Genomic DNA, 24,662 nt, shown 5'->3' with positions numbered 1-24,662 from the left:
CTCTCCTCCCGGTCTTGTCCTGTGGGGCCGAGGCTATCGCGCGCCGCCGATGCTGTCGCGCGGGCGCCGGCAGTGGATGGCCGCTCCTGCCAATTCCGTCTTCTTCGGAAAATATTGCGCGATCCTGGCGCAACTGCCGCCGCGGGAGCCGGTTATTAGGGAATTGTTAACCATTTGGCGGCAATCCGATGGGCTGGAAGATCGCGGCGGAGCGTTTCATGACGTCGAGGATCCTGTGCCTGCTTGGTATCGGGCTGTATTGCCTCTCCGCCTGCGCCGCCCCCGCGCCGCCGCCGGCGACAGCCGCGGAAGCGCCGCCGCCGGCCATTCCGGTGCAATGGCGCGCCATCGCCCGCCCCGAACATGCCGGGCTGATCGACGGCCTGCCCGATCGCTGGGCGGCCGCGCGCGCGGGCCTGGGCAAGGGCCGCCAGGCGCTGGTCGCAAGCTTCGGCGCGCTGCTGGAACCCGGCGCCGCGCTCGTCCGGCCGATGCCGCCCACCGGCCGCTACCGCTGCCGCACCCTGCGCTTCGCCCCCGATCGCCCCGGCGGCTTCCAGGCCTACCAGTCCTGGTTCTGCTTCGTCGGCGACGACGGCGACCTCACCACGCTGTCCAAGGCCGATGGCAGCGACCGGCCGGCCGGCCGGCTCTGGCCCGACGGCGACCGCCGCATGGTGTTCATCGGCGCCACCGCCTTCGACGCGGAGCCGGTGCCGCCGGCCTATGGCGACAAGGCGGAGGCCGACACGGTGGGCGTGGTCGAGCGCGTGGCCGATTTCCAGTGGCGGCTCGTCCTCCCGCGCGGCACGGCGGGGCTGGACGTGCTGGAGCTGGTGCCGGACGTGCCGCCGCCGCTGCCGGCGGGGACAGCGCGGTAAGCTGAGAATGCGGGGAGCGCTGCCTTCCGCACGGGCGGGAGACATGGGCCAGCGCAGCTGATCGGCGGACGCGGTCGGCCCGATTGAGTCGACAGGTTCCGGCACAATGGAGTTCCGCCTTCGCGGGAATGACGAAGGTGGGAAGTATGAGGGTCCGGGAGCGACCTTATGCCGCGCGGACGCGGGTTACGATTTCCTCATATTTCCGCGACAGCTCCTCGCTCGTATATTCGGCATATTCGCTGTTCTTGAGGTCCGGCGGGAAGATCACCTTATTGTCGCGATAAGCCTCGTCCATCAGCGCCTTGGCGGCCGCGTTGGGGGTGGGATACTGGATGGTGCGGGCGATCTCCGCACCCGCCTTGGCATCGAGCAGATAGTTGATGAATTCGTGCGCGAGATCGGGATTGGGCGCGCCCTTGGGGATGGCGAGGCAATCCGAGGAGATCTGGCTGCCCTCCCTGGGCACGACGAAATCGATATCCTTGTCCTCGCGCATCACCTGGGCGATGTCGCCGTTGAATTCGATGACGAGATCGACATCGCCGGCCAGCAGCAGATCCTGGCCGTTATCCTCGTGATAGACGGCGACATTGGGCTTCTGCTTGATGAGCAGCGCCTCCACCTGCTTCAGCGTGGCGTCGTCGCTCGTGTTCATCGGCTTGCCGAGATATTTCATCGCCAGCCGCACCAGATCGCCGGCTTCGGACACCAGCGAGATCCGGCCCTTGTAGCGATCGGAATCGAACATCCATTTCCAGCTGTCCGGAACGCCATCCACCTTCGACTTGCGATAGCCGATGCCCATCACCAGCCACGTATAGGGCATGGAATATTTGCGGCCGGGATCGAACACCGCATCCTGGAATTCGGGATCGACATTCCTGAAATTGGGGATCTTGGCGTGATCGAGCGGCTCCAGCATGTTCGCCGCGATCATCCGCTGGACGAAATCGTTGGTCGGCACGATCACGTCATAGCCCTGATTGCCGCCGCGCAACTTGGCGAACAGCTCGTCATTGGTGGCGAACAGGCTCATATTGACGTCGACGCCGCTGGCCGCCTTGAAATCGGCCAGCGTCGTTTCACCGATATAGGTATCCCAATTGTAGAAATTGAGCGTCCTGGCCTTGGCCCCGCCATCGCCGCCCTTGCCGCAGCCGGCAAGCGGGGCGAAGCTCAACCCCACCGCGGCGATGCCAAGCCCCGCGAGAAACCCCCGGCGGGAGGGCGGCACGATCGTCGGCAGGTCGGTCATCAAAGCCCCCTTCTGCTATGTGGGCGGGAAGCTAGGATCACGGCGCGCGGCCGTCAACGCCGCAATGCAGCATGGGACGCCCGGCATGCGCGGCACTGACGAAGACCCGACCCGCTGGCCGCCTTCCTGGTATGCCGCGACCGCCGCCGATCCGCCCTTTGCGCCGCCGCTGGAAGGCGATGCCCGCTGCGACGTCTGCATCGTCGGCGCGGGCTACACCGGGATCGGCGCGGCATTGCGGCTGGCGGAGGCCGGCGCCGACGTCCGCCTGATCGATCAGGCGCGGATCGGCTGGGGGGCATCCGGCCGCAATGGCGGGCAGGCGCATGTCGGCCAGCGCCGCGACCCTTTCTGGCTGGAAAGGGTGCTGGGCGCGGAGGATGCGCTCCACCTCTGGCGGATCGCGCTGGACGCCCGCGCCGATCTCGACCGGCTGATCGCCGGCCATGGCATCGCCTGCGATTTCACCCCCGGCCTGCTCCACGTGGATCATCGCCGCCGCGACCTTACCCATAGCCGGGCGACGGTGGAGCATCTGCGCAACCGATATGATTATCCGCATGTCGATTATGTCTACGGCCCCGCCCTTGCCGGGATGATCGGCGCGCGCGGCTATCATGGCGGGATGATCGACCGGCGCGGCGGCCATCTCCACCCGCTGAACCTCGCGATCGGCCTCGCCCGCGCCGCCATGGCCGCCGGCGCCCGGCTACACGAAGGGACCCGCGCCACCGCCCTTGCCCGCGCCGCCGGCGGCGGCTGGCGGGTGGAAACGCCGCGCGGCGCGATATCCGCCGATCGCGTGATCCTGGCCGGCAACGGCTATCTCCACGGCCTGTCGCGCCCGGCGGAGGCGCGGGTGATGCCGATCAACAATTATATCGCCGTCACCGAGCCGCTGGGCGCCGGCCGCGCGAGATCGCTGATCCGCGACAATGTCGCCGTCTCCGATTCGCGCTTCGTCGTCTATTATTTCCGGCTGACCCCCGACCATCGCCTGCTGTTCGGCGGCGGCGAGACCTATGGCTGGCGCTTTCCCGCCGATATCCGCGCCTTCGTCCGCCCGCACATGCTGCGCATCTTCCCCCAGCTCGCCGATGTCGCGCTGGACCATGGCTGGGGCGGCACGCTGGCCGTCACCCCCAACCGCCTGCCCCTGTTGCGGGAGGTTGCGCCCGGCCTGATCGCGATCGGCGGCTATTCCGGCCTGGGGGTGGTGCTGGCGCCCTATTTCGGGCGGCTGGTGGCGGAGGCGATGCTTGGCGGCAGCCCGGATTTCGACCGCCTCGCCCGCCTGCCGGTGCCGGCCTTTCCCGGCGGGCGATGGCTGCGCTGGCCGATCCTGGCGGCGGCGATGTCGCTGGCGGCGCTGCGCGACCGGCTTTGAGGGGCTGGTTTGGGCGGCCATTCCTCCAACCGGTCGCACGATGGCCCTCGGGACTTGGTCCGGGTGACGGCTTTCTCGCGTCGATCCGTCCCCTCGTCATTCCCGCGAAGGCGGGAATCCATGGGCACGGCCGGCGCGATGGAGTCGATGGCTCCCGACACAATGGATTCCCGCCTTCGCGGGGCCACCAATGTTATAACTCTCTGAAGATAACGATTTGAACTGATTCAACCTGTCGGCCCTTGACCTCTACGGCCGATCGGCCCATCTCCGCCGCGCGCTCCCGGCTCCGTCCGGCGGGGCGAAGCAAAGGAAACCCAATCCCATGCCAAGCGACAGTAGTCGATTGTCCTTGCCCTCACGGCTGACGCTGGCCTGACCCGGATGGGTTAGCTCACCGCGATCTGCCGTGACGGCGGATCGAGAGGTGAGATTATGGAAGATATCCGCACCGCGTCCAGCGCGGTCGACTTGGCGTTGTTCGTCGATCTGTTCGATGCGCATGCCGCCGACATCGTTACCCGCCTCAACGAAGAAGATGCAGATACCGCCGCAGCGGTGCTCGCTTATCTTCCCCTCGAACGCGCGATCGACGTGTTCGACCGGCCGGAATTGACCCGCGCCGGAGACCTGCTGCTCGACTTGCCACAGGATCGCGCCGGCGAGATTCTGAAAGGCATGGCCGACGACAGGGCGGCCGACGTGCTGCAGGAACTGGACGGCGAGGATCGTTCCGAGCTGCTCCAGCGCGTCGACTTCAACAGCGCCTGGCCGCTCAAGAGCCTGCTCGCCTACCCCGAGAGCACGGCCGGCAGCATCATGTCGACCGAGTTCGTCAGCGTGCCCGCAACCTATACGGTGGCCGACACGTTGCGCCATATCCGCGAGGTCGAGCGGACTCGCGAGACGGTCTATGCGATCCAGGTCCTCGATCCGAAGACCCGCGTGCTGTTGCGTGTGGTGACGCTGCGCCAGCTCATCACCGGCGAACCTGAGCAGCCGATCCTCGACCTCGCCCCCGATCGTGAGCCGATCACCGTTCATGCGGATATGGATCGGGAGGAAGTCGCACGGCTGATCTCGATCCACGACCTGCTATCGGTGCCGGTGGTCAACGACCGGCATCAGGTGCTCGGCATCGTCACCGTCGACGACGTGATCGACGCGATCCTCGCCGAAGGCAGCGAGGACGTGCAGAAGTTCGGCGGCGTCGAGGGTGCGAGCGAACCCTATCTCACGACCGGCTTCCTCGGCATGTATCGCAAGCGTGTCGGCTGGCTGGGTGCCTTGTTCATCGGCGAAATGCTGACCGCCAGCGCTATGCAACATTTTGCGGACGAACTGGCCAAGGCGGTCGTGCTGACTTTGTTCATCCCGCTCATCATGAGTTCGGGCGGTAATTCGGGCTCGCAATCGACGTCGCTGCTGATCCGCGCTCTCGCCTTAGGCCAGATCCGCCTGCGTGACTGGTGGCGGGTGGCGCTTCGCGAACTACCGGTCGGCATCGCGCTTGGCGCCAGTCTCGGCGTGATTGGCATGATCCGCATCGCGGCCTGGCAGAGTTTCGGCGTCTTCGACTATGGGCCGCATTGGAAACTGATCGGGCTGACGGTGGGTGTGGGACTGATCGGCATCGTCACCTTCGGATCGCTGGCCGGCTCGATGTTGCCGTTCCTGCTCAAGCGAATGGGCTTCGACCCGGCGAGCGCGTCAGCACCGTTTGTCGCCACGCTGGTCGATGTCACTGGCCTGGTGATCTACTTCAGTGTGGCGCTCCTGATCCTGCAGGGCACGCTGTTGTGATCGCTTGGGTTGCTTTGCTCTGGGACGGGAACCAATGGCTGCAACAACGGCGTTCCCGCCTGCGCTGGAAGGACGGGTCGGGTGTTCCGCCGCCTAGACCTTCAGCAGCAGGTGATCGCGTTCCCAGCTGCTGATCACCCCCTGATAGGCGTTGAGCTCGTCCGCCTTGATGAGCAGGAAGGCGCGGACGAAGCTCTCGCCCAGCAGCTCGATCACCTCGGGGCATTCGGTGAAGCGGTCCAGCGCCTCGTCCAGATTGCGCGGCAGGGTGCGCAGGTGGAGATAGGCATTGCCTTCCACCATCGGCGCGGGCGCGATCCGGTCGCGCACGCCGATATAGCCGCAGACCAGCGAGGCGGCGAGCGCCAGATAGGGGTTGGCGTCCGCGCCCGGCGTGCGGTTCTCGATCCGGGTATTGGGAAGATCGGTGATCGGCACGCGCAGCCCGCAACTGCGGTTGTCATAGCCCCATTGCAGGTTGATCGGCGCGGCATGGCCCGGCCGCATCCGGCGGAAGCTGTTGATGTTGGGCGCGAACAGCGGCGCGCATTCGGGCAGATAGCGCTGCAGCCCGCCGACGAAGTGGCGGAACGTCTCCGACAGACCGTCCGGCCCCTCGCCGAACAGATTCTGCCCGGTCAGCCGATCCCTGGCGGAAATGTGGAGGTGCATGGCGCTGCCCGGCTGATGCTCCATCGGCTTGGCCATGAAGGTGGCGTAGACGCCGTGCTTCAGCGCCACCTGGCGGACGATGCGCTTGAACACCAGCACCTGATCGCACAGGTGGATGGGCTCGCCATGGTTGAAGTTGATTTCGAGCTGGGCGGTCCCGGCCTCGTGGATCATGGTATCGAGGTGGAGCGAGGCGGCCTCCGCCTGCTCGTAGATGTCCTCGATCAGGTCCTCATATTCGGTCACGGCCTCCAGCCCATAGGGTTGCGGCGCGGTTTCCGCCCGGCCCGACCGCCCGGCCGGCGGCTCCAGCGGCAGATCGGGATCGGTGTTGACCTTGGTGAGGTAGAATTCCAGCTCGGGGGCGACCACCACCTCCCAGCTCATCGCCTCATAATAAGCCAGCACCTTCTTCAGCACATGGCGCGGCGCGATCTCGTAGGGATCGCCATTCTTGTGATGCGCATCGGCGAAGACGAAGGCGGTCGGCGTCTTGAACCCCGGCGCCACGCAGAGCGAGGCGGGATCGGGGTGGAGCGACACGTCCGGATCGCTGTAGCTCGCGGCCTCCGAAGGCTCGTCGGCATATTCGCCGGTGACGGTGACGTTGAAGATGCTGCTGGGCATCCTGAGCGATCCGTTGTGCACCGATTGCAGGAATTTCTGCGCCGGCCACACCTTGCCGCGGATCACCCCGTTCATGTCGGGGACGAGGCATTCCACCTCGCTGATGCCGTTGGCGGCGATCCATTCGCGGAAGCTTCTCATCGCCCGCCCTCCTGCTTTTCCGCCGCCGTCTCCAGCGCCGCCAGCGCGAGCGCGGCCTCGTCCAGCGCGGCGCGGATGATGGCGACCATCCGGTCCACCTCCGCATGCGTGATGACGAAGGGCGGGCACATCACGATCGAATCGCGGATCGCGCGGACCATCAGCCCGCCGGCGATGCAGGCATCGCGCACCACCGGGCCGGCCGCGCCCTCCGCCCCGCCAAAGCGCCGGTTGGTGCCTTTCTCCGCCACGATCTCGATCGCGCCCAGCAGCCCGCAGGTCCGCGTCTCGCCCACCAGCGGATGATCGTCGAGGCTGGCGACGGCGCGGGCGAAATGGGGGCCGATATCGTGCGCCACGCGATCGACCAGCTTCTCCCGCTCGATGATCTCCAGGTTGCGGAGCGCCACGGCGGCCGAGACCGGATGGCCCGAATAGGTGTAGCCGTGGACGAAATCCCGATCGCTCGCGCGCAGGGTCTCGACGATCTCGCGGCTCACCGCCGTCGCCGATATCGGCAGGTAGCCGGACGACAGGCCCTTCGCCATCGCGACGATATCCGGGGTGTAGCCGAAATGCTGGAAGCCGAACCAGCGGCCCAGACGGCCGAAGCCGCAGATCACCTCGTCCGACACCAGCAATATGCCATACTTGCGGCAGATCGCCTCGACGCGCGGCCAATAGCCGGGCGGCGGCACGATCACGCCGCCCGCGCCCTGCACAGGCTCGCCGATGAAGGCCGCGACATTGTCCGGCCCCACCGCCAGGATGCGCGCCTCGACAGCGTCGGCCGCCCGCGCGGCGAAGGCCTCCGCTTCCTCGCCGAAGCCCTCGTTGAAGGCATAAGGCTGCATCACATGCTCGATGCCCGGAATGGGCAGCCCGCCCTGCGCGTGCATCGCCGCCATGCCCCCCAGGCTCGCGCCCGCCACCGTCGATCCGTGATAGGCATTGTGGCGGCTGATGAAGATGCGCCGTTCGGGCCGGCCCTTCAGCGTCCAATAATGGCGGACCAGCCGGAACACCGTGTCATTGGCCTCGGAGCCGGAGGAGTTGAAGAAGATGTGCTGCAATTCCCCGCCCAGCAGCCCCGCCACCTTCGCGGCTAGCGCGATCGCGGGCACCGTCGCCGTGCGGAAGAAGCTGTTGTAGTAAGGCAGCTCCAGCATCTGCTCATAGGCGACCTCGGCCAGTTCCTTGCGGCCATAGCCCACGTCGACGCACCACAGCCCGGCCATGCCGTCGAGGATGGCGTTGCCGTCGCCGTCCCAGATCGTCGATCCTTCCGCGCGGGTGATGATGCGGCTGCCGCCCATGTCGGCGATCAGCCTGTAATTGGCCTGGGCCGGCAGGTGATGGGCCACGTCCTGCCGGCGCAGCTCGGTTATGTCGTGGTTGCGCATGGTCACGCGCCCTCCTTCAGGCGATCGCCCCCGATCGGCTCGCCGCGCAGCATGCGGCCCATGATGCCGAAGAAGCCCCGCGAGGATGCATCCCGGTCGGCCTGCCATTCGGGATGCCACTGCACGGCCAGAATATGCGCGCCGTTGGGCGCGGCGGAAACCGCCTCGATCACGCCATCCGGCGCGCGGGCCTCCACCGCAAGCCCCTCGCCCAGCCGCTTCACCCCCTGGAAATGGACCGAGTTGACGGTCAGCGCCTCGCGCCCCAGGGCGCGGGCCAGCACGCCGTCCGGCGCCAGGGTGACGTCATGGCCGTGCGCGAACATCGCGCCGATCGGCACGCCATCGGGGGCATGGTGGACCAGCGGGCGGCCCGGATCGCCCAGCCCCCGGTCCAGGGTGCCGCCGAACGCGACGTTGATCTCCTGAAAGCCGCGGCAGATGCCGAACACCGGCTTGCCGAGGTCGATCATCGCCGCGATCAGCGCCAGGCTCATCTCGTCGCGGGCGGGATCGAACGGGCCCTTGCCGTCGGCGTCGCCGTAAAGCGCGGGACCCACGTTGGACGGGCTGCCCGTCAGCAGCAGGCCATCAATCCGCGCCGCCGCCTCGCCTGCGCGCATCAGATCCGGCCGGGCGGGGATCAGCAGGGCGGCGGCATCGGCGTGGCGCATCGCCGCTTCCATGTAGCGATCGATCACCACCTGCGCCGCCTCCTCGCCGAAGGGGCGGTTGCAGGCGGTGATGCCGATCAGCGGGCGGGCGGCCATGCCGGCCCTTTCATGTCATCCCCCCGAACCGGGCCCGGCATCGTCGCCTCCTCCGTTCGCGGGCGGCGGCTCATGACAGCAGCACCGCCGGCGACCGCGGATGCCAGGCGAGCCAGACCGGCTCGTCCCAGTCGAAACCGCGTTCCTCGTAGCGCGCGACATTGGGCCGCAGCACCTTGACCCGCGCGCCGCCTTCCGCATCCACCTCATACACCGTCTCGCTGCCGAGATAGGCGATGTGGCGGATGATGCCGGCCACCACGTTGCTGCCCGCCGGCACCCCCGCCACGGTGGGCGGCAGTCCGCCTTCGGGGCGGTGGAGCATCTCGATCTTCTCGGGCCGGATCGCCGCCCAGACGGTGGTGCCGGTGCCGCCCGTCACGCCATGATCGACATAGATGGGCGCGGCGAGCGTGGGGCAGGTGACCATCGCGTGGCCGGGCTCGTCCACGGCCAGCTCGCCCTCGAACAGGTTCACGCTGCCGATGAAATCGGCGACGAAGCGGCTGGCGGGATATTCGTAGAGATCGTCGGGCGTCGCCACCTGCTGCAACAGGCCGCGATTCATCACGGCGCAGCGTGTGGCCAGCGCCAGCGCCTCATCCTGATCGTGCGTCACCATCACGAAGGTGACGCCCACCTCGTCCTGGATCTGCGCCAGCTCGAAGCGCATCTGTTCGCGCAGCTTGGCATCGAGCGCGGAAAGCGGCTCGTCCAGCAGCAAAACGCGCGGCCGCTTCACCAGCGCGCGGGCCAGCGCCACGCGCTGCCGCTGCCCGCCGGAAAGCTGATCGGGCCTGCGCGCCTCCAGCCCGTCGAGCTTCACCAGCGCCAGCGCCTCCGCCACCCGATCGGCCCGTTCCGCTTTGGGCACGCCTTCCATGCGCAGGCCATAAGCGACGTTATCCGCCACGCTCATGTGCGGGAACACCGCGTAGGACTGGAACACCATGTTCACCGGCCGGCGATTGGGCGGCACGCCGGCCATGTCCTCGCCATCGATCAGGATGCGGCCCTCGCTCGGCACCTCGAGCCCCGCGATCATGCGCAGCAGGGTCGTCTTGCCGCAGCCCGAAGGGCCGAGCAGCGCGAAGAACTCGCCCTCGGCGATGTCCAGCGTCACATCGTCCACCGCCGCGAACTGGCCGAAGCGCTTGGTGACGCCCTCGATCCGGATCAGCGCCTTTTCCGCCATCAAATCCCCCTGCTCCGGGCTATGTCGCGGCCCTGCAACCTCAGCCCCACCGCCGTCAGCGCCACCGTCAGCAGGATCAGCACGGTCGAGGCGGCGTTCACCTCCGGTGTCACCGAGAAGCGCACCATCGAATAGACCTTGACCGGGAAGGTCACCGTATCCGGCCCGGCGGTGAAGAAGGTGATGACGAAATCGTCGAGGCTGAGCGTGAAGGCCAGCAGCGCGCCCGCCACCAGCGCCGGGCGCATGTGCGGCACCAGCACGTCGATGAAGGCGCGCCATTCGCTGGCCCCCAGATCCTTGGCCGCTTCCTCCAGCTCGCGGTTGAACGAGGCCAGCCGCGCGCGGACGATCACCGCGACGAAGGGGAAGCAGAAGGAGACGTGGGCGATGATGATCGCGCCCAGGTTGAACGGCCAGGGCAGCCCCGCCGGCCACGGCATTACGCGGGCGAAGAATACCAGCATCGCCACGCCCATGCAGATTTCCGGCACCACGATCGGCAGCGCCAGCACCCCTTCGAACGCGGGCTTCAGCGGGAAGCGGAAGCGCCAGCACGCCACCGCCACCAGCGCCCCCAGCACCACGCTGATCGCCGTCGCGATCGCCGCGATCGCCAGCGAATTGGTGAACGCCTCCAGCAGGCCGGCATTGCGGAACGCCTTGAAATACCAATCGAAGGTGAATCCGGTCCAGACGATGTTGCGCTTCGATTCGTTGAAGCTGAACAGCATCAGCGTGACGAGCGGCGCATAGAGGAACAGCGCCACCAGCCCGATCCACAGCCGGAGCGGCCAGCGGGCGAGATAGTCGAGCGGCCCGGCCGCCTCCCGCCTCACGGCTCCCTCCGCCGCCGGCGCCCGGCCAGCACCGTCTGCCCCGCGATCAGGATGAAGGTGAGATACATCAGGATGAAGGACAGGGCCGCCCCGAACGGCCAGTCATTGGCGCGCTTGAACTGGCGTTCGATCACGTTGGCGATCATCTGGCTGTCCGGCCCGCCCAGCAGATCCGGCGTCAGATAGCTGCCCAGGGCCGGGATGAAGGTGATGAGCAGGCCCGAAAGGATGCCCGGCATCGCCAGCGGCACCACGATTTCCCGGATGGTGCGCAGATGCCCGGCGCCGAGATCGAGGCTGGCTTCCAGCAGCGACCGATCCAGCCGGTCGAGCGCGGCATAGAGCGGCAGCACGAGGAAGGGCAGGTTGACGTAGACCAGCCCCAGCACCACCGCGAAATTGTTGTGGAGCAGCGGCAGCGGATCGAACTGCCAGCCCAGCGCCTCGGCGATCCGGCCGATGCCCGCATTCACATAGCCTTCGCGCCGGAGCACCGCCATCAGCGCATAGGTGCGGATCAGAAGGTTGGTCCAGAAGGGCAGCATGATGAGCAGCAGCAGCCACGCCTTGGCCCGTTCGGGCGCGAAGGTGATGGCGAGCGCCACGGGGAAGCCGACGACCAGGCAGAGCGCGGTGGTGAGCGCCGCCATCCACGCCGATTTCAGGAATATCTCCAGATAGACGGGATCGAAGGCGCGGACATAATGGCGGAAGGTGCCGCTGATCTCGATCGTCGTTGGGGTCGTCGTCTCGCCGAAGCTGTAGGCCCAGACGATCGCCAGCGGCACGACGAAGAAGGCGAGCAGCCACAGCGCCGGCGCGGTGAACACCGCCGCGAACGGCCCCCTCGCCCGTTTCCAGTCCTGTTCCTCGCTCGTCGCCATCCGTCCCCCGGTTTCCGCCGGTTTCACGCGTTATGCAGATACCAGTCGTAATCAAGCGCCGTGACATGTTCGTGGAAGCGTTCCTGCTCGGTCCGCTTGACGGTGGCGAACATGTCCACCGTCCGATCGCCCAGATAATCGCGCAGGATCGCCGACCGATCGAACAGGCGCAGCGCATCGAACCAGTCGCCCGGCAGCCGCGATCCCGCGCCGGCAGCCGCGGCATAGCCATCGCCGGTGACGGGCGGGCCGGGATCGATCCCTTGGCTGATGCCGTGATGCGCCGCCGCCAGCAGCGCCGCCACCGCCAGATAGGGATTGGCATCCGCCCCGGCGACGCGATGCTCGATATGCCGCGTCGGCGCCGGGCCCGCCGGCACGCGCAGCGCCACGGTGCGGTTGTTGATCCCCCAATTGGGCGCGGTGGGCGCGTAGCTGTTGGGGCGGAAGCGGCGATAGCTGTTGGCATTGGGGGCGAGGATCGCCACGCTTTCCGCCATCAGCGCCAGCATGCCGCCGATCGCGTGGCGCAGCATCGGCGTGCCCGCCGGATCGTCCGCCGCGAACAGGTTCGTCCCCGCCGCATCCGCGATGCTGAGATGGAGGTGGAGGCCGCTTCCCGCCCGGTCCGCCCAGGGCTTGGCCATGAAGGTCGCATCGCAGCCATGCGCCCGCGCCACGCCCTTGGCCGCGCGCTTATAGGCGACGGCATCGTCGGCCGCGCGCAGGGCATCCGCCCGATGGCGCAGCGTGAGTTCGAGCTGGCCCGGCGCGCATTCGGATATGGCCCCTTCCAGCGGAATCCCCTGCGCGTCGCAGGCCGCCCACAGATCGCGCAGGAAGGGGGACGCTTCCTCAAGCTGCGGCAGGCCATAGACCTCCACGCCCATGCCCGCGCCGCGCGGCAGGCGGATCGCGCCGTCGCGCCCGCGCCGGCCGTCGATCAGGTAGAATTCCAGCTCGCACGCCACCACCGGCGTCAGCCCGTCGGCGGCGAACCGATCGATCACCCGCTGCAATATCGCCCTGGGATCGAGCGCGCAGACCGTGCCGTCCAGCTCGTGAAGCGAGCAGGTCACCTGCGCCACGTCCGCGCCCAGCCACGGGGCGGGCACGATGCCGCCGGGCACCGGCCTGGCCCGCCGGTCGGCATCGCCATCCTCCCAGACCAGGCCCGTCTCCTCGCAATCGCGCCCGGTGATGTCCACCACCTGGATCGACCCCGGCAGGAAGCGCCCATAATCGTAGACCGGCGCCATTTCGTGCCGCCGCACCCTCTTGCCGCGCGGCACGCCGGAAAGGCCGGTATAGAGGATCTCGAACAGCGCGACCTGCGGATGGGCCGCCAGGAAAGCGGCAAGCTCCGCCGGATCGGCGACGAAGCCGGCGGGCGGCGGCCGGTTCAAACGGCCCCTCCCCGGATGGTGAAGCTCACCGCCTTCAGATCGGCATATTTCTCCATCGCGTGCAGGCTGCGATCCCGGCCGAAGCCCGATTGCCGGAAGCCGCCGAAGGGCATGGTGATGTCGCACGCATCCCAGCCGTTCACCCAGACGAGGCCGGCCTTCAGCGCCCGCGTCGCGCGGTGGGCGCGATCGACATCGGCGGTCCACACCCCGGCGGCGAGGCCATAGACGCTGTCATTGGCGATGGCATAGGCTTCCGCCTCGCCGGCAAAGCCGATCACGCCCAGCACCGGGCCGAACACCTCCTCGCGCGCCAGCGTCGCATCCGGGGCGACGCGATCGAAGATGGTGGGCTCGACATAGAATCCGCCGCTTTCCACCCGCGCCCGGCCGCCGCCCAGCACCAGATCGGCGCCCTCCGCCCCGGCCGTGGCGATATAGGCCAGCGCGCGCTCCATCTGCTCCGCGCTCACCATCGCGCCGAAGCGGGTGGCGGGATCGAGCGGATCGCCCACCGCGATCTTCCGCGCGACGGCGACCACCGCATCGAGGAACGGGCCACGGATCGATTCATGCACCAGCAGGCGCGAGGCGGCGGTGCACACCTGCCCCTGGTTGAAGAAGATGCTCCACGCCGCCGATTGCGCGGCGGCTTCCATGTCCGGGCAGTCGGGAAAGACGATCTGGGGGGATTTGCCGCCCAGCTCCAGGCTCACCCGCTTCAGGTTGCTCTGGCCGGCATAGCCCATCAGCAGCCGGCCGACCGCGCCCGATCCGGTGAAGGCGATCATGTCCACATCCATGTGGAGCGCCAGCGCCTTGCCCGCCGTCCCGCCCAGGCCGGGCACCACGTTCAGCACGCCCGCCGGCAGCCCCGCCTCCAGCGCCAGCTCGCCCAGGCGGATCGCCGTCATCGGCGATTGCTCGGCCGGCTTCAGCACCACCGAATTGCCCATCGCCAGCGCCGGCGCCACCTTCCACAGCGCCATGTGCAGCGGGAAGTTCCACGGCACGATCGCGCCGATCACGCCCAGCGGCTCATGCACCGCATAGGACAGCCGCGCCGGATGGTGCGGCCCCACCTCGCCATAGAGCTTGTCGACCGCCTCGGCATAATAACGCGCGGTGCCGGTGGCGAGCGGGATATCGATCGCGCGGGCATCGTGGATCGGCTTGCCGGTATCCAGCGTCTCCAGCAGCGCCAGCTCCTCGGCATGGGCCTCCATCAGGTCAGCCAGGGCGTGCAGGATGCGCTTGCGATCGCGCGGCGGCAGGTTGCGCCAGCGCCCGTCCGCATAGGCGCGCCGCGCGGCGGCCACGGCGATGTCGATATCGGCGGCCCCGCCCGACGCCACCTCCGCGATCAGGCTGCCGTCGCGGGGGGAGAGGTTGGCGAAGGTGCCACCGGCCCGCGCCGGCCGCAGCTCCCCGTCGATCACCGCCAGCGACGGCAGCGCCAGGCCGGCGATCCGCGCCAGATTGTCGGTCAGGCCGGGTGTCGGGCGCTCCGTCACAGATCCCTCACGATCCTGCCCTCCAAATCCCCGCCCCACCATAAGCGGCGGCGGGCGGCACGGGAAGCCGCCAAAATCCGCTTCCCCCCGGGCCCCCGAGTCGCGCGGCGCGACTTTGGCGGCGGCGTTGTCCTGCCTCTTGGGAGACACTATATCCTGCCCGTCGCGCGGCAGGCGCGGCGCATTGCGGGATGCCGCCCTTGGATCGATCCTGTGCCCGTATCACCGCCATCGGCACCGCGGTTCCCGATCACGATATCCACGCCGCCTTCCAGGGCTGGGCCGAGGCGCGGCTGGGGACGCGCGAAGGCGCGCTCTTCCGGCGCATGGCGGCGCGATCGGGCATCGACCATCGCTGGTCGATCCTGCCGCACGGCACGGACGGCGGATCGCCGGTCGATCCCGGCGGCTTCTACGCGGCCGGCATGCCCGGCACCGGCGCCCGCATGGACCTTTACGCCAGCGCCGCCCCCGCGCTCGCGCTGGAAGCCGTCGCCGCGCTCGGCCGCAGGACGGCGCTGGACGGCATCACCCACCTCGTCGTCGCGAGCTGCACCGGCTTCACGGCGCCGGGCATCGACCAGATCATCGCCGAACGGCTGGGGCTGGACGGCGGGATCGAGCGGACGCTGGTGGGATTCATGGGCTGCTATGCGGCGGTCGCGGCGCTGCGCGTCGCCCATCATATCGCCCGGTCGCAGCCGGCGGCGCGCGTGCTGGTGGTGACGGTGGAGCTTTCCAGCCTCCACCTCCAGCCCGCCGACGAGCTGGAGGCGCTGCTGGCCATGCTCCAGTTCGGCGACGGCGCGGCCGCCGCCCTCGTCACGACCGAGGGGCCGGGGCTTACGCTCGATCGCTTCTTCGCCGCCACGCTGCCCGATTCGGCCGGGCTGATCCGCTGGCGGATCGGCGATCACGGCTTCGCCATGCACCTTTCGGGCGAGGTGCCCGGCCGCATCGCGACGGCGCTCGCCGATCCCGGCTTCCGCGCCGCCCTCACCGCCGGCGCCGATCCCGCCGCCGTCGCCGCCTGGGCGGTCCATGCCGGCGGCCGATCCATCCTCGACGCGGTGGAACATGGCCTCGGCCTCGCCGGCGGGGCGCTGGAAGGGTCGCGATCGGTGCTGCGGCGCTTCGGCAACATGTCTTCCGCGACGCTGATGTTCGTGCTGGCCGACCTGCTCGCCGCCGGGGCCGAGGGGCCGGGCGTGGCGCTCGCCTTCGGCCCCGGCCTCGCCGCCGAGGGCTTCGGCTTCGGGCGCGCGGCATGAGCCTCGCCATCCGCGCCCGGACCGAGGAGCGGATGGACGATCCCAGCCTGCCGGCGGCCGATTATGCGGCCGTCCTCGCCGATCTCGCCCAGGTCAACCGCGTCACCTTCGCCGCCCGGCCCACCTTGTCCTTCCTCGCGCGGGGCCTGCGCGGCCGCGATCGCTTCCGCCTGCTCGACGTCGGCTTCGGCGAGGGGGACATGCTGCGCCGCATCGCCCGCTGGGCGGCCCGGCGCGGGATCGCCGCCGATCTCGTCGGCGTGGACCTCAACCCCAACAGCGCGCCCGCCGCCCGCGCGGCGACGCCGGCCGGCATCGGCGCCGCCATCGACTATCGCACCGGCGACTATGCCGACCTTGCCGGCGCGGGCTTCGACTTCATCGTCTCCAGCCTCGTCGCCCATCATATGACGGATGCGCAGCTGCGCGCCTTCCTGCGCTTCATGGAGGCCGAGGCGCGGGCCGGCTGGCTGGTCAACGACCTCCACCGCCACGGCTTCGCCCATGCCGGCTTCCCCCTGCTCGCCGCCCTGATGCGCTGGCACCCGATCGTCGCGGCGGACGGCCGGCTTTCGATCGCGCGCGCCTTCCGCCCGGCCGAATGGCGGGCGATCCTGGCGGAGGCGGGGATAGACGGCGCCCGCATCGTCCGCCGCTTCCCCTTCCGGCTATGCGTCGAACGGATGCGCTGATCGTCGGCGGCGGGCCGGCGGGCGCGGCCACCGCGATCACGCTCGCCGCCGCCGGCCGGCCGCCGCTGCTGATCGAGCGCGCGGCAACGCCCCGGCCGGTGGTGTGCGGCGGCTTCCTCGGCGGCGATGCGCTGGCCGCCCTCGCCGCGCTCGGCATCGATGCCCCGGCGCTGGGCGCGCGGCCGATCCACCGCCTCCGCATCGTCGCCGGCGGCCATATGGTCGAACGCCGCCTGCCCTTCGCCGCCGCCGGCCTGTCGCGCGCCACGCTCGATGCCGCGCTGCGCGATCGCGCCCTGGCGCTCGGCGCGATCGTCGAGACCGGCCGGGCCGCCCGCGCGATCGAGGACCGGCCCGAAGGCGGCGCCATCGTCCGCCTCGACGACGGCAGCGCCATCGCCGCGCCAGCCGTATTCCTCGCCACCGGCAAGCACGACCTGCGCGGCAGCCCCCGGCCCCGCCCCGCGCCGGGCGCCGATCCCGCCGTCGGCCTGCGCACCGTGCTGCCGGCCGACCCCGATCTTGCCGGCCGGATCGAGCTTCATCTGTTCGATCGCGGCTATGCCGGCCTGCTGGTGCAGGAGGACGGCAGCGTGAATCTGTGCCTTTCCGTCGCCCGATCGCGGCTGGCGGAGGCGGACGGGAACCCGGCCCGCCTGATCGCCGCGCTGGCCGCCGCCTCCCCCCGTTTCGCCGCGCGCATCGGCGGGGCGGCGGCGACCGGCGAAGCCTGGCAGGCGATCGCGGCGGTACCCTATGGGTGGCAACAACCCCTCGGCGCAGAGGAGGCGCTCTACCGCGTGGGCGATCAGGCCGCCGTCATCGCCTCATTGGCCGGCGACGGCATCGCCATCGCGCTCGCCAGCGGCGCGATCGCCGCGCGCGCCTTCCTGGCCGGCCAGTCGCCCGCGGACCATGCCCGCGCGCTGGCCGCCCGCACCGGCCGGCCGATCGCCATCGCCGGCGCGATCCGCCGACTCGCCGAAGGCCCGCACCGCGCGCTACTGCTCCGCGCCGCCGCCCTGCCCGGCGCGGCGGCGCTGGCCGCGCGCCTCACCCGCGTCGGCCATTGACCGCCCACCGGCCGGCTTCCACATTTCCCGCCATGGAGCGACTCGACCTGTCCGAGCAGGAATGGCGGAAACGGCTGACCCCGCAGCAATATCATGTGCTGCGCGAGGCCGGCACCGAACGCGCCTTCACCGGACTGCTGACCGACAACAAGGCCCCCGGCACCTATCGCTGCGCCGGCTGCGGGGCGGTGCTGTTCGACAGCGACGCCAAGTTCGATTCGGGCAGCGGCTGGCCCAGCTTCACCCACCCCTTCAACCCCGATGCGGTGACCGAGCATGCCGACGACAGCCACGGCATGCGCCGGGTGGAGGTGCGCTGCGCGCGCTGCGACGGGCATCTGGGCCACCTGTTCCCCGACGGCCCCGGCCCCGATGGCCTGCGATTCTGCATCAACAGCGTGTCGCTGGACTTCAGGGGCCGTTCCAGGGGCCATGGCGGCTGAACAACGCTTCGGCCCATCCCGGCTTGTGGCGGGACCAGATAGGCTCTAATCCCCCACAGCGAAGATGGCATCCAGGAAGCGTCCCCGACCGCAAAGAGGCCCGATCTGGGGCGCGACCGTGAAGGTGGCCAAATACGGCTTCTTCGCGGGCCTTGCCGCGTTCGCGGCGCTGGTGGTCGCGGTGCTCGTCACGCGATCGACCCTGCCCGGCTATCAGGAGCTGCAATCCTCCCCCAACGGGCAGATGATCCGCGTCCATGCCGCCGACGGCACGGTGATCGTGTCGATGGGGCCGAGCTACGGCCAGTGGATCCCCTATGACCGCATCCCGCAGGCGATGAAGGATGCGATGGTCGCCACCGAGGACCGGCGCTTCCGCCTGCACCCCGGCATCGATCCGATCGGCATGATCCGTTCGGTGATGGTGCGCGTCGAGCGCGGGCGCTGGGCGCAGGGCGGATCAACGATCACCCAGCAGCTCGCCCGCAACATCTTCCTCACCAACACCCGCACCTTCGGCCGCAAGTTCCGCGAATGGATCCTCGCGCTGGCGATGGAGCGCAAATTCTCGAAGGACGAGATCCTCGAGCTATACCTGAACCGCGTCTATTTCGGCGGCGGGGCCTATGGCATCGACGCGGCCAGCCGCAAATTCTTCGGCCATCCGGGCACGGACCTGAGCCTGGGCGAGGCGGCGATCATCGCCGGGCTGGTGAAGGCGCCGTCCAATTATTCGCCGACCGCCGATGCCGAGGCCGCCGTGGGCCGCGCCTCCGTCGTCCTCGGCCTGATGCGCGAGCAGGGCATGATCACGCCGGCCGAAATGGCCGCCGCCGATCCCATGAACGTCAAGCTCGCGCCCGAGCCGAAGCAGAACAGCGTCCGCTACTTCACCGATTGGGCGCTCGCCCAGCTCGACACGATGATCGAGGAGACGGTGCAGCCGATCGACGTGTGGACGACGCTGGATATCAACATGCAGCGCGCCGCCGACGCGGCGATCCGCGCGAACACGCCCGAAGGGCTGCAGGGCGCGCTGGTATCGCTGGACCAGGACGGCGCGGTGCGCGCGATGGTGGGCGGCAAGGATTATGTGTCGTCGATCTACAACCGCGCCACCCAGGCGGTGCGCCAGCCGGGATCGGCGTTCAAGCTGTTCGTCTATCTGGCCGCGCTCGAGGCCGGGCACACGCCCAAGGACATCGTGGTCGACGAGCCGATCGACATCAACGGCTGGAGCCCCCGCAATTCGAACCGCCGCTATGCCGGCGAGATCGACATCCGCACCGCCTTCGCCTTCTCGATCAACACGGTCGCGGCGAAGCTGGGGCAGGAGGTGGGCTTTTCCACCGTGGCGGACATGGCCCGCCGCTTCGGCATCACCACGCCGATCAACACCCACCCCTCGATGGTGCTCGGCACCTCCGACGTGCGGCTGATCGACATGACCCGCGCCTTCGCCGCCGTCAGCCGCAAGGGCGTGGCGGTGGTGCCTTACGGCATCATCAAGGTGACGGCCGGCAATGGCGAGGTGCTGTATGAGCATCAGCCCGACGACCAGCGCGTGCTGGTGGCGCCCTATGTCGCCGCGCAGATGACCGATCTTCTCCAGACGGCGGTCAACACCGGCACGGCCCGCGCCGCCCAGATCGACCGGCCCGTCGCCGGCAAGACGGGCACGACATCGTCGAACAAGGACGGCTGGTTCCTCGGCTTTTCGAGCGGGATCACCACCGGCGTGTGGATGGGCCGCGACGATGCCAAGCCGGTCGGCGGCCTGCAGGGCGGCCGCGCGCCCGCCACCGCCTTCCGCGATTTCATGAAGGTGGCGGTGGCCAACCGGCCGATCGAGAAGTTCGATACCGAGGTGACGCTGCCCGACTGGCAGCTCGAGCCCGACGCCGAAGCCTATTATGGCGAGCCGACCGAGGGCTTCGTGGACGAGAACGGCATGCCGGTGGCGCCCGAGCCCGACGCCCAGCCGGCCCCCCCCGCCCCCGAACCGGAGGACGCGCAGCAGCCGGCCGCGCCCGAGGAGCGGCTGGACGATCGCTGGCTCGACAATGCCCTGGGCCGCTCGCCGCGCGGCGAGCGCCCGCCTCAGCCGACCCGGCCCAACCAGTAAAGCGCGGCGCCGTTGGCGCGCAGCCAGGCCCGCTCGGGCGCGGGATCGCGGCCGAGCAGGCGGCGGACGGCGGCGTGGAAGGCGGGGCTGTGATCCATGTGCAGCCGGTGCGCCACCTCATGCGCCACCGTCGCCTCGCGGACCTCGACCGGCGCCAGCACCAGCCGCCAGCTATAGCGTATGTCGCCCGTGGCCGAGCAGCTTCCCCAGCGCGTGCGGGGATCGCCCACCGCCACCCGCGCGATCGAGACGCCGGCGCTGTCCGCCATGGCGCGCGTTTCGCGATCGAGCCGGATGAGCGCCTCCGCCCGCATCCAGCGCAGCAGGCGGGCGGCGATCGTATCGGCCGGCCCGCCCAGCACGAAGCGATCCTCCTCCAGCCGCACCGCGCGCGGGGCGCCTTCGCGCCAGTCGATCAGGCGCAGCCGGCCTTCGAACGGCGCCTCGCCGCCGGCGACGATCGGCACCGCCGCCGGCAGGCGGGCCAGGGCCGCCTCGATCCAGTCCCGCTTCGATTCCACCCAGTCGAGCGCGTGGCGCAGGGCGGCGCGCTTCGGCAGCGTCAGCCGCACGGCGCCGTCGCGCGGATCGATGGCGAGCCTGAGCGCGCGCGCCTGCGCCATGCGCCGCACCTCCAGCCGCCGTGTCCGCCCCCCGCCGGTGAAGACGGGATCAGAGGAGTCGATCGACAATATGATTCTCGTAATCGCCCGCTTCGTCTTCCGAAACCGTCCAGCCGCGCACGGATTCGCCGGCCCGGTGCACCGCCTCGCGATCGCCGCAGACCAGATAATGCCATTCGGGCAAGGGCTTGCCCTCGTCCACCAGGCGATAGGCGCAGGTCGACGGCAGCCAGTCGATCTTGCGGAGCAGGGTGGGCGTCAGCCGCACGCATTCGGGCACATAGGCCCGGCGATGCTTATAGTCCCGGCACTGGCCGCTGCGCCGGTCGAGCAGGCGGCAGGCGATGTTGGTGGGGAATAATTCCCCGGTATCGTCATCCTCCAGCTTGTGGACGCAGCATTTGCCGCAGCCGTCGCAGAGCGATTCCCACTGGTCCCGGCTCATGCGGTCGAGCGGCGTGGTTTCCCAGAAGGGTTTCAGCTCACCCATTTCGCCAGCTCCGCCGCGATCTCATCGGGCGTTCCTTCCTGCGGAATCAGGGCGATCGGCTCACCCTTGGGGCCGAACAAGGTCGCCTGCCGGGCGTGATCCACCAGATAGGCATCGGCCGTGCCGCCATCGGCCTTGCGATAATATATCGCATATTCCTTGGCCACGGCGGCGATTTCCGCCTCCGTGCCGGTAAGGCCGATCAGGCGCGGGTGGAAGGCCGGGACATATTGCGCCAGCACCGCGGGCGTATCGCGCGCGGGATCGACGGTGATGAAGATCGGCTGGATCCTGGCGGCCTTTGCCGGATCGCTCTTCTCCAGCCGCGCAAGGCCCTGCATCAGCTTCTGCAGATCGACCGGGCAGACATCCGGGCAATAGCTGTAGCCGAAATAGATCAGCCGGTATTTGCCGGCGAACTGCGTGTCGCTGACCTTCGCGCCGGTCTGGCTGGTGAGGGTGAAGGGGCCGCCGATGCGGGCGCCGGCCAGCGGCGCCTCGCCGGGCGGCGCCTGGCAGGCGGCGAACAGCAGGGGCAGCAGGATAGCGGCGAGACGGGCTTTGTTCATGGCATGACCAGCCATGCTTTGCTATTGGCCCGAGTGCAAGTGAGGCGCGTGCGCCGGCAGGACGGGACGAGTGGTTATGCGGGGTTCTGGCTTTTGGGGTCGATGGGTGGCGGCGGCGGCCGCCATGATGATCGCGGCGACGCCCGCGGCGGCCCAATTTTCGGATTCCTACAAGTTTCTGAAGGCGGTGCGCGACCGGGACGGCAATGTCGTGACCGAGATGGTCGAAAAGCCCGGATCGACCATCATCAACACCAAGGAGACGACGTCCGGCGACACCGCGCTCCATATCGTGGTGAAGCGGCGGGACGCGACCTGGCTCAACTTCCTCCTTTCCAAGGGCGCCAACCCCAATATCCGCGACGGCGAGGGCAATACGCCGATGATCGCCGCCGCCCAGCTGCGCTTCGCCGACGGCATCCAGACGCTGATCGCCGGCAAGGGCGACGTGAACGCCACCAACAGCCGGGGCGAATCGCCACTGATCATCGCCGTCCAGAATCGCGACGTCGCATCGGTGCGGCTGCTGCTGGCGGCGGGCGCCGACGCCAGCATGCCCGATCGCATCGCCGGCATGTCGGCCCGCGATTATGCCCGGCAGGACGGGCGGTCGGACATCATCCTGAAGATGATCGAGGACGCGAAGGGCACCAAGCCCAAGGGCCCCGTCGCCGGCCCGACCCTGTAGGAGCGGGTGGCCGGACGCGGGCGTTCCTGCGCTGTCGCGATTTCCCGGCCGGTGATCGATGCCGATCGCGGCGAGATCGCCCTAATCCATGCCCGCCAGCACCGGATCGAGCGCGCCCAGCATCCTGAGCGCGCCGCGCCGGGCGAAGCGCAGCGTTTCCGCCTTGCGCCGGGGCGCCGGCATCGGCCGGTGGGCGGCATCGCGCATCACGGCGGCGTCGTAGCGATCGGCCACGATCAGCCCGGCCGTCTCGGGCAGGAAGCCGGGTTCATCGAAGGGGGCAAGATCGAATCCCTGGGGCACCGCCCAGAAGAAGCGATCGCAATAATCGAGATATTCCTGCCACTTGCAGTCGCCGCGCAGATCGGCGCGGGAAACCTTGATCTCGACGATGGTGATACCGCCTTTGGCGTCGATCGCGAACAGGTCCGCGCGGCGGCCATTGGCCAGCGGCACCTCGCACAGGGCATAGCTGTCCTGCCGGAAGAGCAGGCGGGAAACGCCGCGCGCCACGTCGCGCGCGACCAGCGGCATATCGTCGAAACAGGATTCGGCTGTGGCGGCCATGCCGCTTTCTAGAACATCACGGGAACAAATCCAAGGTCAGCCGCCCGTCATCTCATCGGCGATGGCGCGTGCGTCCGGCCCGTCCAGCTCGACGGCCCAGAGATCGGGATCGAACCGCCGCTGCCGGGCGATATAATCGGCGAGCACGCCGGGGGCATCCGGGTCCGCGGGGCCGGTTTCCGCCCAGCGATAGCGACCTTCGGCATCGAGCGTGCGCTGGAGCACCGCCAGCGTCCTCCCGCGATCGAGGATCACCAGCAGGATCGCGCCCGAAACCGGATCGCCCCTGGCCAGCACCATGCCGCTGCCACCCGTGGCCTCGACCCGGCGGATCAGCGCCGATACGAGGACCCCGGCCGCCAGCCGCGCCGTCATGGCAGGCGGTAGCCGGGCAGCTCGGCGAGCGGGATGCGCGATCGCATGAAGGTGCCGGTGCCGCGCGCGGCCTCCTCGCCATCGGCATCGACCAGCCGGGCCTCGGCCACCAGCACGCGGCGGCGGCCGCTGATCCACTTGCCCTCGGCCACCAGCTCGCCCCCCAGGATCGGCCGGGTGAAATAGAGGTTGAAGGCGGTGGTCAGCAGGAAATGCTCCGCCACCAGGCTGTTAGCGGCGTAGAAGGCCGCATCGTCCAGCATCTTGAAATAGGTGGTGCCGTGCACCGCGCCGGCGGCATGGTGGACGCTTTCATCCACCTTGAAGCGGATGCGCGCGAAGCCGGGCTCGACGATCTCGAGCCGGGAATGGAAGATCTGGTTGATCGGCGCCGCGGCGTAGAGCGATTCCAGGGCGCGGAAATGCGCTTCCCCCGGATGTTCCGCCACGGCATCCTCAGGCGGCATTGCGCGCCTCGCCGGTCGCAAACAGCGCATAGAGCGCGTCTTCCGAGCCCGCGCCGCGCAGCTTGGCGACGAAGGCGCGATCGCGCAGCCGGCGGCTGACCCGCGCGAGCGCCTTCAGATGCTCGACCCCGGCATCGGGCGGCGACAGCAGCAGGAATACGAGATCGACCGGCATGTCGTCGATCGCGGCGAAATCGATCGGGGCGGCCAGGCGCACGAATGCGCCCACCACCCGATCGAGCCCGTCGATCTTGCCGTGCGGAATGGCCACGCCGCCGCCGAAGCCGGTGGAGCCCAGGCGTTCGCGTTCGGCCAGCCGTTCCACCACCTGCTTGGCATCGAGCCCGGCGAGCTTCGCCGCGATCGAGCCGAGCTGCTGGAACAGCACCTTCTTGTTGGGCACGGGCAGGGTCGCCAGGATCGCCTCGGGCGCCAGCAGATCGCTCAGATCGTCAGGCGCCCGGGCGAGCCCCGCCACCGCATTCACTTCATTGTTCAC

At 69.2% G+C, this 24,662-nt stretch carries 25 protein-coding genes; 9 read left to right on the top strand and 16 right to left on the bottom strand.

From position 1 onward, the window contains the following. Positions 1-218: 218 nt before the first annotated feature. Positions 219-881 carry a DUF4893 domain-containing protein gene (locus tag BHE75_RS00400; protein WP_254684318.1) on the top strand — a complete coding sequence of 221 codons (663 nt, stop codon included), beginning with the start codon at positions 219-221 and terminating at the stop codon, positions 879-881. A gap of 166 nt (positions 882-1,047) precedes the next feature. Here the strand turns inward: BHE75_RS00400 and BHE75_RS00395 are convergent, their stop codons facing one another. Continuing rightward, positions 1,048-2,139 carry an ABC transporter substrate-binding protein gene (locus BHE75_RS00395; protein WP_070935319.1) on the bottom strand — a complete coding sequence of 364 codons (1,092 nt, stop codon included), beginning with the start codon at positions 2,137-2,139 and terminating at the stop codon, positions 1,048-1,050. An 85-nt stretch (positions 2,140-2,224) separates the two neighbouring features. Between BHE75_RS00395 and BHE75_RS00390 the strand changes: the two genes are divergently transcribed. Next, positions 2,225-3,526: an NAD(P)/FAD-dependent oxidoreductase gene (locus tag BHE75_RS00390; protein WP_070935318.1), complete on the top strand. Its 1,302-nt coding sequence runs from the start codon at positions 2,225-2,227 to the stop codon at positions 3,524-3,526. A 435-nt stretch (positions 3,527-3,961) separates the two neighbouring features. After that, a complete protein-coding gene (mgtE, locus tag BHE75_RS00385) occupies positions 3,962-5,329 on the top strand; it encodes a magnesium transporter (RefSeq protein ID WP_070931635.1) in 1,368 nt (455 codons plus the stop codon). A gap of 93 nt (positions 5,330-5,422) precedes the next feature. Here the strand turns inward: mgtE and BHE75_RS00380 are convergent, their stop codons facing one another. The 8 genes from BHE75_RS00380 to BHE75_RS00345 form a co-directional block, all read right to left on the bottom strand. Next, positions 5,423-6,769 (bottom strand): glutamine synthetase family protein, encoded by a 1,347-nt coding sequence (locus tag BHE75_RS00380; RefSeq protein WP_015458789.1) that lies wholly within the window; start codon positions 6,767-6,769, stop codon positions 5,423-5,425. Beyond that, on the bottom strand, positions 6,766-8,172 hold the full coding sequence (locus BHE75_RS00375) for an aminotransferase (protein WP_070931633.1): 1,407 nt from the start codon (positions 8,170-8,172) through the stop codon (positions 6,766-6,768). The genes BHE75_RS00380 and BHE75_RS00375 overlap by 4 nt, the downstream gene beginning before the upstream one ends. A gap of 2 nt (positions 8,173-8,174) precedes the next feature. After that, positions 8,175-8,942, bottom strand: coding sequence for a gamma-glutamyl-gamma-aminobutyrate hydrolase family protein (locus BHE75_RS00370; protein ID WP_070931631.1), 768 nt, complete (start codon positions 8,940-8,942; stop codon positions 8,175-8,177). Between the two features lie 70 nt (positions 8,943-9,012). After that, complete coding sequence (locus tag BHE75_RS00365; RefSeq protein WP_015458786.1) at positions 9,013-10,137, bottom strand: ABC transporter ATP-binding protein; 1,125 nt, start codon at positions 10,135-10,137, stop codon at positions 9,013-9,015. Beyond that, positions 10,137-10,976 carry an ABC transporter permease gene (locus BHE75_RS00360; RefSeq protein ID WP_070931629.1) on the bottom strand — a complete coding sequence of 280 codons (840 nt, stop codon included), beginning with the start codon at positions 10,974-10,976 and terminating at the stop codon, positions 10,137-10,139. The genes BHE75_RS00365 and BHE75_RS00360 overlap by 1 nt, the downstream gene beginning before the upstream one ends. Further along, positions 10,973-11,860, bottom strand: coding sequence for an ABC transporter permease (locus tag BHE75_RS00355; protein WP_015458784.1), 888 nt, complete (start codon positions 11,858-11,860; stop codon positions 10,973-10,975). The genes BHE75_RS00360 and BHE75_RS00355 overlap by 4 nt, the downstream gene beginning before the upstream one ends. Positions 11,861-11,883: 23 nt before the next feature. After that, positions 11,884-13,266 (bottom strand): glutamine synthetase family protein, encoded by a 1,383-nt coding sequence (locus BHE75_RS00350; protein ID WP_070931627.1) that lies wholly within the window; start codon positions 13,264-13,266, stop codon positions 11,884-11,886. Then, the gene (locus BHE75_RS00345) at positions 13,263-14,780 is read right to left on the bottom strand and encodes an aldehyde dehydrogenase (RefSeq protein ID WP_139181594.1); all 1,518 of its coding nucleotides are present in this window, start codon (positions 14,778-14,780) and stop codon (positions 13,263-13,265) included. The genes BHE75_RS00350 and BHE75_RS00345 overlap by 4 nt, the downstream gene beginning before the upstream one ends. Before the next feature lie 200 nt (positions 14,781-14,980). Here BHE75_RS00345 and BHE75_RS00340 point away from each other — a divergent pair, with 200 nt between their 5' ends. From BHE75_RS00340 to BHE75_RS00320, 5 genes are all read left to right on the top strand, one after another. Next, on the top strand, positions 14,981-16,051 hold the full coding sequence (locus tag BHE75_RS00340) for a type III polyketide synthase (protein WP_438830576.1): 1,071 nt from the start codon (positions 14,981-14,983) through the stop codon (positions 16,049-16,051). Beyond that, positions 16,048-16,743 (top strand): methyltransferase domain-containing protein, encoded by a 696-nt coding sequence (locus BHE75_RS00335; protein WP_015458780.1) that lies wholly within the window; start codon positions 16,048-16,050, stop codon positions 16,741-16,743. Before BHE75_RS00340 ends, BHE75_RS00335 begins: the two co-directional genes overlap by 4 nt. Then, on the top strand, positions 16,722-17,816 hold the full coding sequence (locus BHE75_RS00330; protein WP_070931623.1) for an NAD(P)/FAD-dependent oxidoreductase: 1,095 nt from the start codon (positions 16,722-16,724) through the stop codon (positions 17,814-17,816). Before BHE75_RS00335 ends, BHE75_RS00330 begins: the two co-directional genes overlap by 22 nt. Before the next feature lie 32 nt (positions 17,817-17,848). Beyond that, positions 17,849-18,259 carry a peptide-methionine (R)-S-oxide reductase MsrB gene (msrB, locus tag BHE75_RS00325; protein ID WP_015458778.1) on the top strand — a complete coding sequence of 137 codons (411 nt, stop codon included), beginning with the start codon at positions 17,849-17,851 and terminating at the stop codon, positions 18,257-18,259. Between the two features lie 64 nt (positions 18,260-18,323). After that, complete coding sequence (locus tag BHE75_RS00320; RefSeq protein WP_236626759.1) at positions 18,324-20,384, top strand: transglycosylase domain-containing protein; 2,061 nt, start codon at positions 18,324-18,326, stop codon at positions 20,382-20,384. Here the strand turns inward: BHE75_RS00320 and BHE75_RS00315 are convergent. The 3 genes from BHE75_RS00315 to BHE75_RS00305 are packed head-to-tail and all read right to left on the bottom strand — an operon-like array spanning position 20,360 to position 22,081. Continuing rightward, on the bottom strand, positions 20,360-21,076 hold the full coding sequence (locus BHE75_RS00315) for a M48 family metallopeptidase (protein ID WP_084652811.1): 717 nt from the start codon (positions 21,074-21,076) through the stop codon (positions 20,360-20,362). The two genes, BHE75_RS00320 and BHE75_RS00315, sit on opposite strands and share 25 nt — an antisense overlap. Continuing rightward, a complete protein-coding gene (locus BHE75_RS00310) occupies positions 21,057-21,497 on the bottom strand; it encodes a YcgN family cysteine cluster protein (protein WP_015458775.1) in 441 nt (146 codons plus the stop codon). Before BHE75_RS00310 ends, BHE75_RS00315 begins: the two co-directional genes overlap by 20 nt. Beyond that, the gene (locus tag BHE75_RS00305) at positions 21,485-22,081 is read right to left on the bottom strand and encodes an SCO family protein (RefSeq protein WP_041864875.1); all 597 of its coding nucleotides are present in this window, start codon (positions 22,079-22,081) and stop codon (positions 21,485-21,487) included. The genes BHE75_RS00310 and BHE75_RS00305 overlap by 13 nt, the downstream gene beginning before the upstream one ends. A 61-nt stretch (positions 22,082-22,142) precedes the next feature. Between BHE75_RS00305 and BHE75_RS00300 the strand changes: the two genes are divergently transcribed. Then, positions 22,143-22,754 carry an ankyrin repeat domain-containing protein gene (locus BHE75_RS00300; protein ID WP_015458773.1) on the top strand — a complete coding sequence of 204 codons (612 nt, stop codon included), beginning with the start codon at positions 22,143-22,145 and terminating at the stop codon, positions 22,752-22,754. Between the two features lie 81 nt (positions 22,755-22,835). On the opposite strand, the gene BHE75_RS00295 is transcribed toward BHE75_RS00300, so the two are convergent. Genes BHE75_RS00295 through ptsN form a run of 4 tightly spaced genes read right to left on the bottom strand, consistent with a single transcriptional unit; the run spans position 22,836 to position 24,662 of the window. Beyond that, positions 22,836-23,321: an MmcB family DNA repair protein gene (locus tag BHE75_RS00295; protein ID WP_070931621.1), complete on the bottom strand. Its 486-nt coding sequence runs from the start codon at positions 23,319-23,321 to the stop codon at positions 22,836-22,838. 36 nt (positions 23,322-23,357) lie between these two features. Next, positions 23,358-23,696, bottom strand: coding sequence for a DUF1491 family protein (locus tag BHE75_RS00290; RefSeq protein ID WP_015458771.1), 339 nt, complete (start codon positions 23,694-23,696; stop codon positions 23,358-23,360). Further along, positions 23,693-24,163, bottom strand: a complete 471-nt coding sequence (locus BHE75_RS00285) for a PaaI family thioesterase (RefSeq protein ID WP_015458770.1) — start codon at positions 24,161-24,163, stop codon at positions 23,693-23,695. Before BHE75_RS00285 ends, BHE75_RS00290 begins: the two co-directional genes overlap by 4 nt. Then, complete coding sequence (gene ptsN / locus BHE75_RS00280; RefSeq protein ID WP_015458769.1) at positions 24,153-24,662, bottom strand: PTS IIA-like nitrogen regulatory protein PtsN; 510 nt, start codon at positions 24,660-24,662, stop codon at positions 24,153-24,155. The genes BHE75_RS00285 and ptsN overlap by 11 nt, the downstream gene beginning before the upstream one ends.

It is taken from the genome of Edaphosphingomonas haloaromaticamans, from assembly GCF_001853345.1.
Lineage (GTDB): Bacteria > Pseudomonadota > Alphaproteobacteria > Sphingomonadales > Sphingomonadaceae > Sphingomonas_E > Sphingomonas_E fennica.
This window is presented reverse-complemented; position numbering and strand designations above follow the sequence as displayed.

What these genes read in the sequence shown, in the direction of transcription:
- BHE75_RS00300 (WP_015458773.1), top strand. Translation starts at nt 22,143, where the DNA reads ATGCGGGGTTCTGGCTTTTGGGGTCGATGGGTGGCGGCGGCGGCCGCC.
- BHE75_RS00395 (WP_070935319.1), bottom strand. Translation starts at nt 2,139, where the DNA reads ATGACCGACCTGCCGACGATCGTGCCGCCCTCCCGCCGGGGGTTTCTC.
- BHE75_RS00370 (WP_070931631.1), bottom strand. Translation starts at nt 8,942, where the DNA reads ATGGCCGCCCGCCCGCTGATCGGCATCACCGCCTGCAACCGCCCCTTC.
- BHE75_RS00390 (WP_070935318.1), top strand. Translation starts at nt 2,225, where the DNA reads ATGCGCGGCACTGACGAAGACCCGACCCGCTGGCCGCCTTCCTGGTAT.
- BHE75_RS00295 (WP_070931621.1), bottom strand. Translation starts at nt 23,321, where the DNA reads ATGGCCGCCACAGCCGAATCCTGTTTCGACGATATGCCGCTGGTCGCG.
- BHE75_RS00330 (WP_070931623.1), top strand. Translation starts at nt 16,722, where the DNA reads ATGCGTCGAACGGATGCGCTGATCGTCGGCGGCGGGCCGGCGGGCGCG.
- BHE75_RS00400 (WP_254684318.1), top strand. Translation starts at nt 219, where the DNA reads ATGACGTCGAGGATCCTGTGCCTGCTTGGTATCGGGCTGTATTGCCTC.
- msrB (WP_015458778.1), top strand. Translation starts at nt 17,849, where the DNA reads ATGGAGCGACTCGACCTGTCCGAGCAGGAATGGCGGAAACGGCTGACC.
- BHE75_RS00375 (WP_070931633.1), bottom strand. Translation starts at nt 8,172, where the DNA reads ATGCGCAACCACGACATAACCGAGCTGCGCCGGCAGGACGTGGCCCAT.
- BHE75_RS00290 (WP_015458771.1), bottom strand. Translation starts at nt 23,696, where the DNA reads ATGACGGCGCGGCTGGCGGCCGGGGTCCTCGTATCGGCGCTGATCCGC.
- BHE75_RS00310 (WP_015458775.1), bottom strand. Translation starts at nt 21,497, where the DNA reads ATGGGTGAGCTGAAACCCTTCTGGGAAACCACGCCGCTCGACCGCATG.
- BHE75_RS00320 (WP_236626759.1), top strand. Translation starts at nt 18,324, where the DNA reads ATGGCATCCAGGAAGCGTCCCCGACCGCAAAGAGGCCCGATCTGGGGC.
- BHE75_RS00355 (WP_015458784.1), bottom strand. Translation starts at nt 11,860, where the DNA reads ATGGCGACGAGCGAGGAACAGGACTGGAAACGGGCGAGGGGGCCGTTC.
- BHE75_RS00305 (WP_041864875.1), bottom strand. Translation starts at nt 22,081, where the DNA reads ATGGCTGGTCATGCCATGAACAAAGCCCGTCTCGCCGCTATCCTGCTG.
- BHE75_RS00380 (WP_015458789.1), bottom strand. Translation starts at nt 6,769, where the DNA reads ATGAGAAGCTTCCGCGAATGGATCGCCGCCAACGGCATCAGCGAGGTG.
- BHE75_RS00365 (WP_015458786.1), bottom strand. Translation starts at nt 10,137, where the DNA reads ATGGCGGAAAAGGCGCTGATCCGGATCGAGGGCGTCACCAAGCGCTTC.
- BHE75_RS00285 (WP_015458770.1), bottom strand. Translation starts at nt 24,163, where the DNA reads ATGCCGCCTGAGGATGCCGTGGCGGAACATCCGGGGGAAGCGCATTTC.
- BHE75_RS00335 (WP_015458780.1), top strand. Translation starts at nt 16,048, where the DNA reads ATGAGCCTCGCCATCCGCGCCCGGACCGAGGAGCGGATGGACGATCCC.
- mgtE (WP_070931635.1), top strand. Translation starts at nt 3,962, where the DNA reads ATGGAAGATATCCGCACCGCGTCCAGCGCGGTCGACTTGGCGTTGTTC.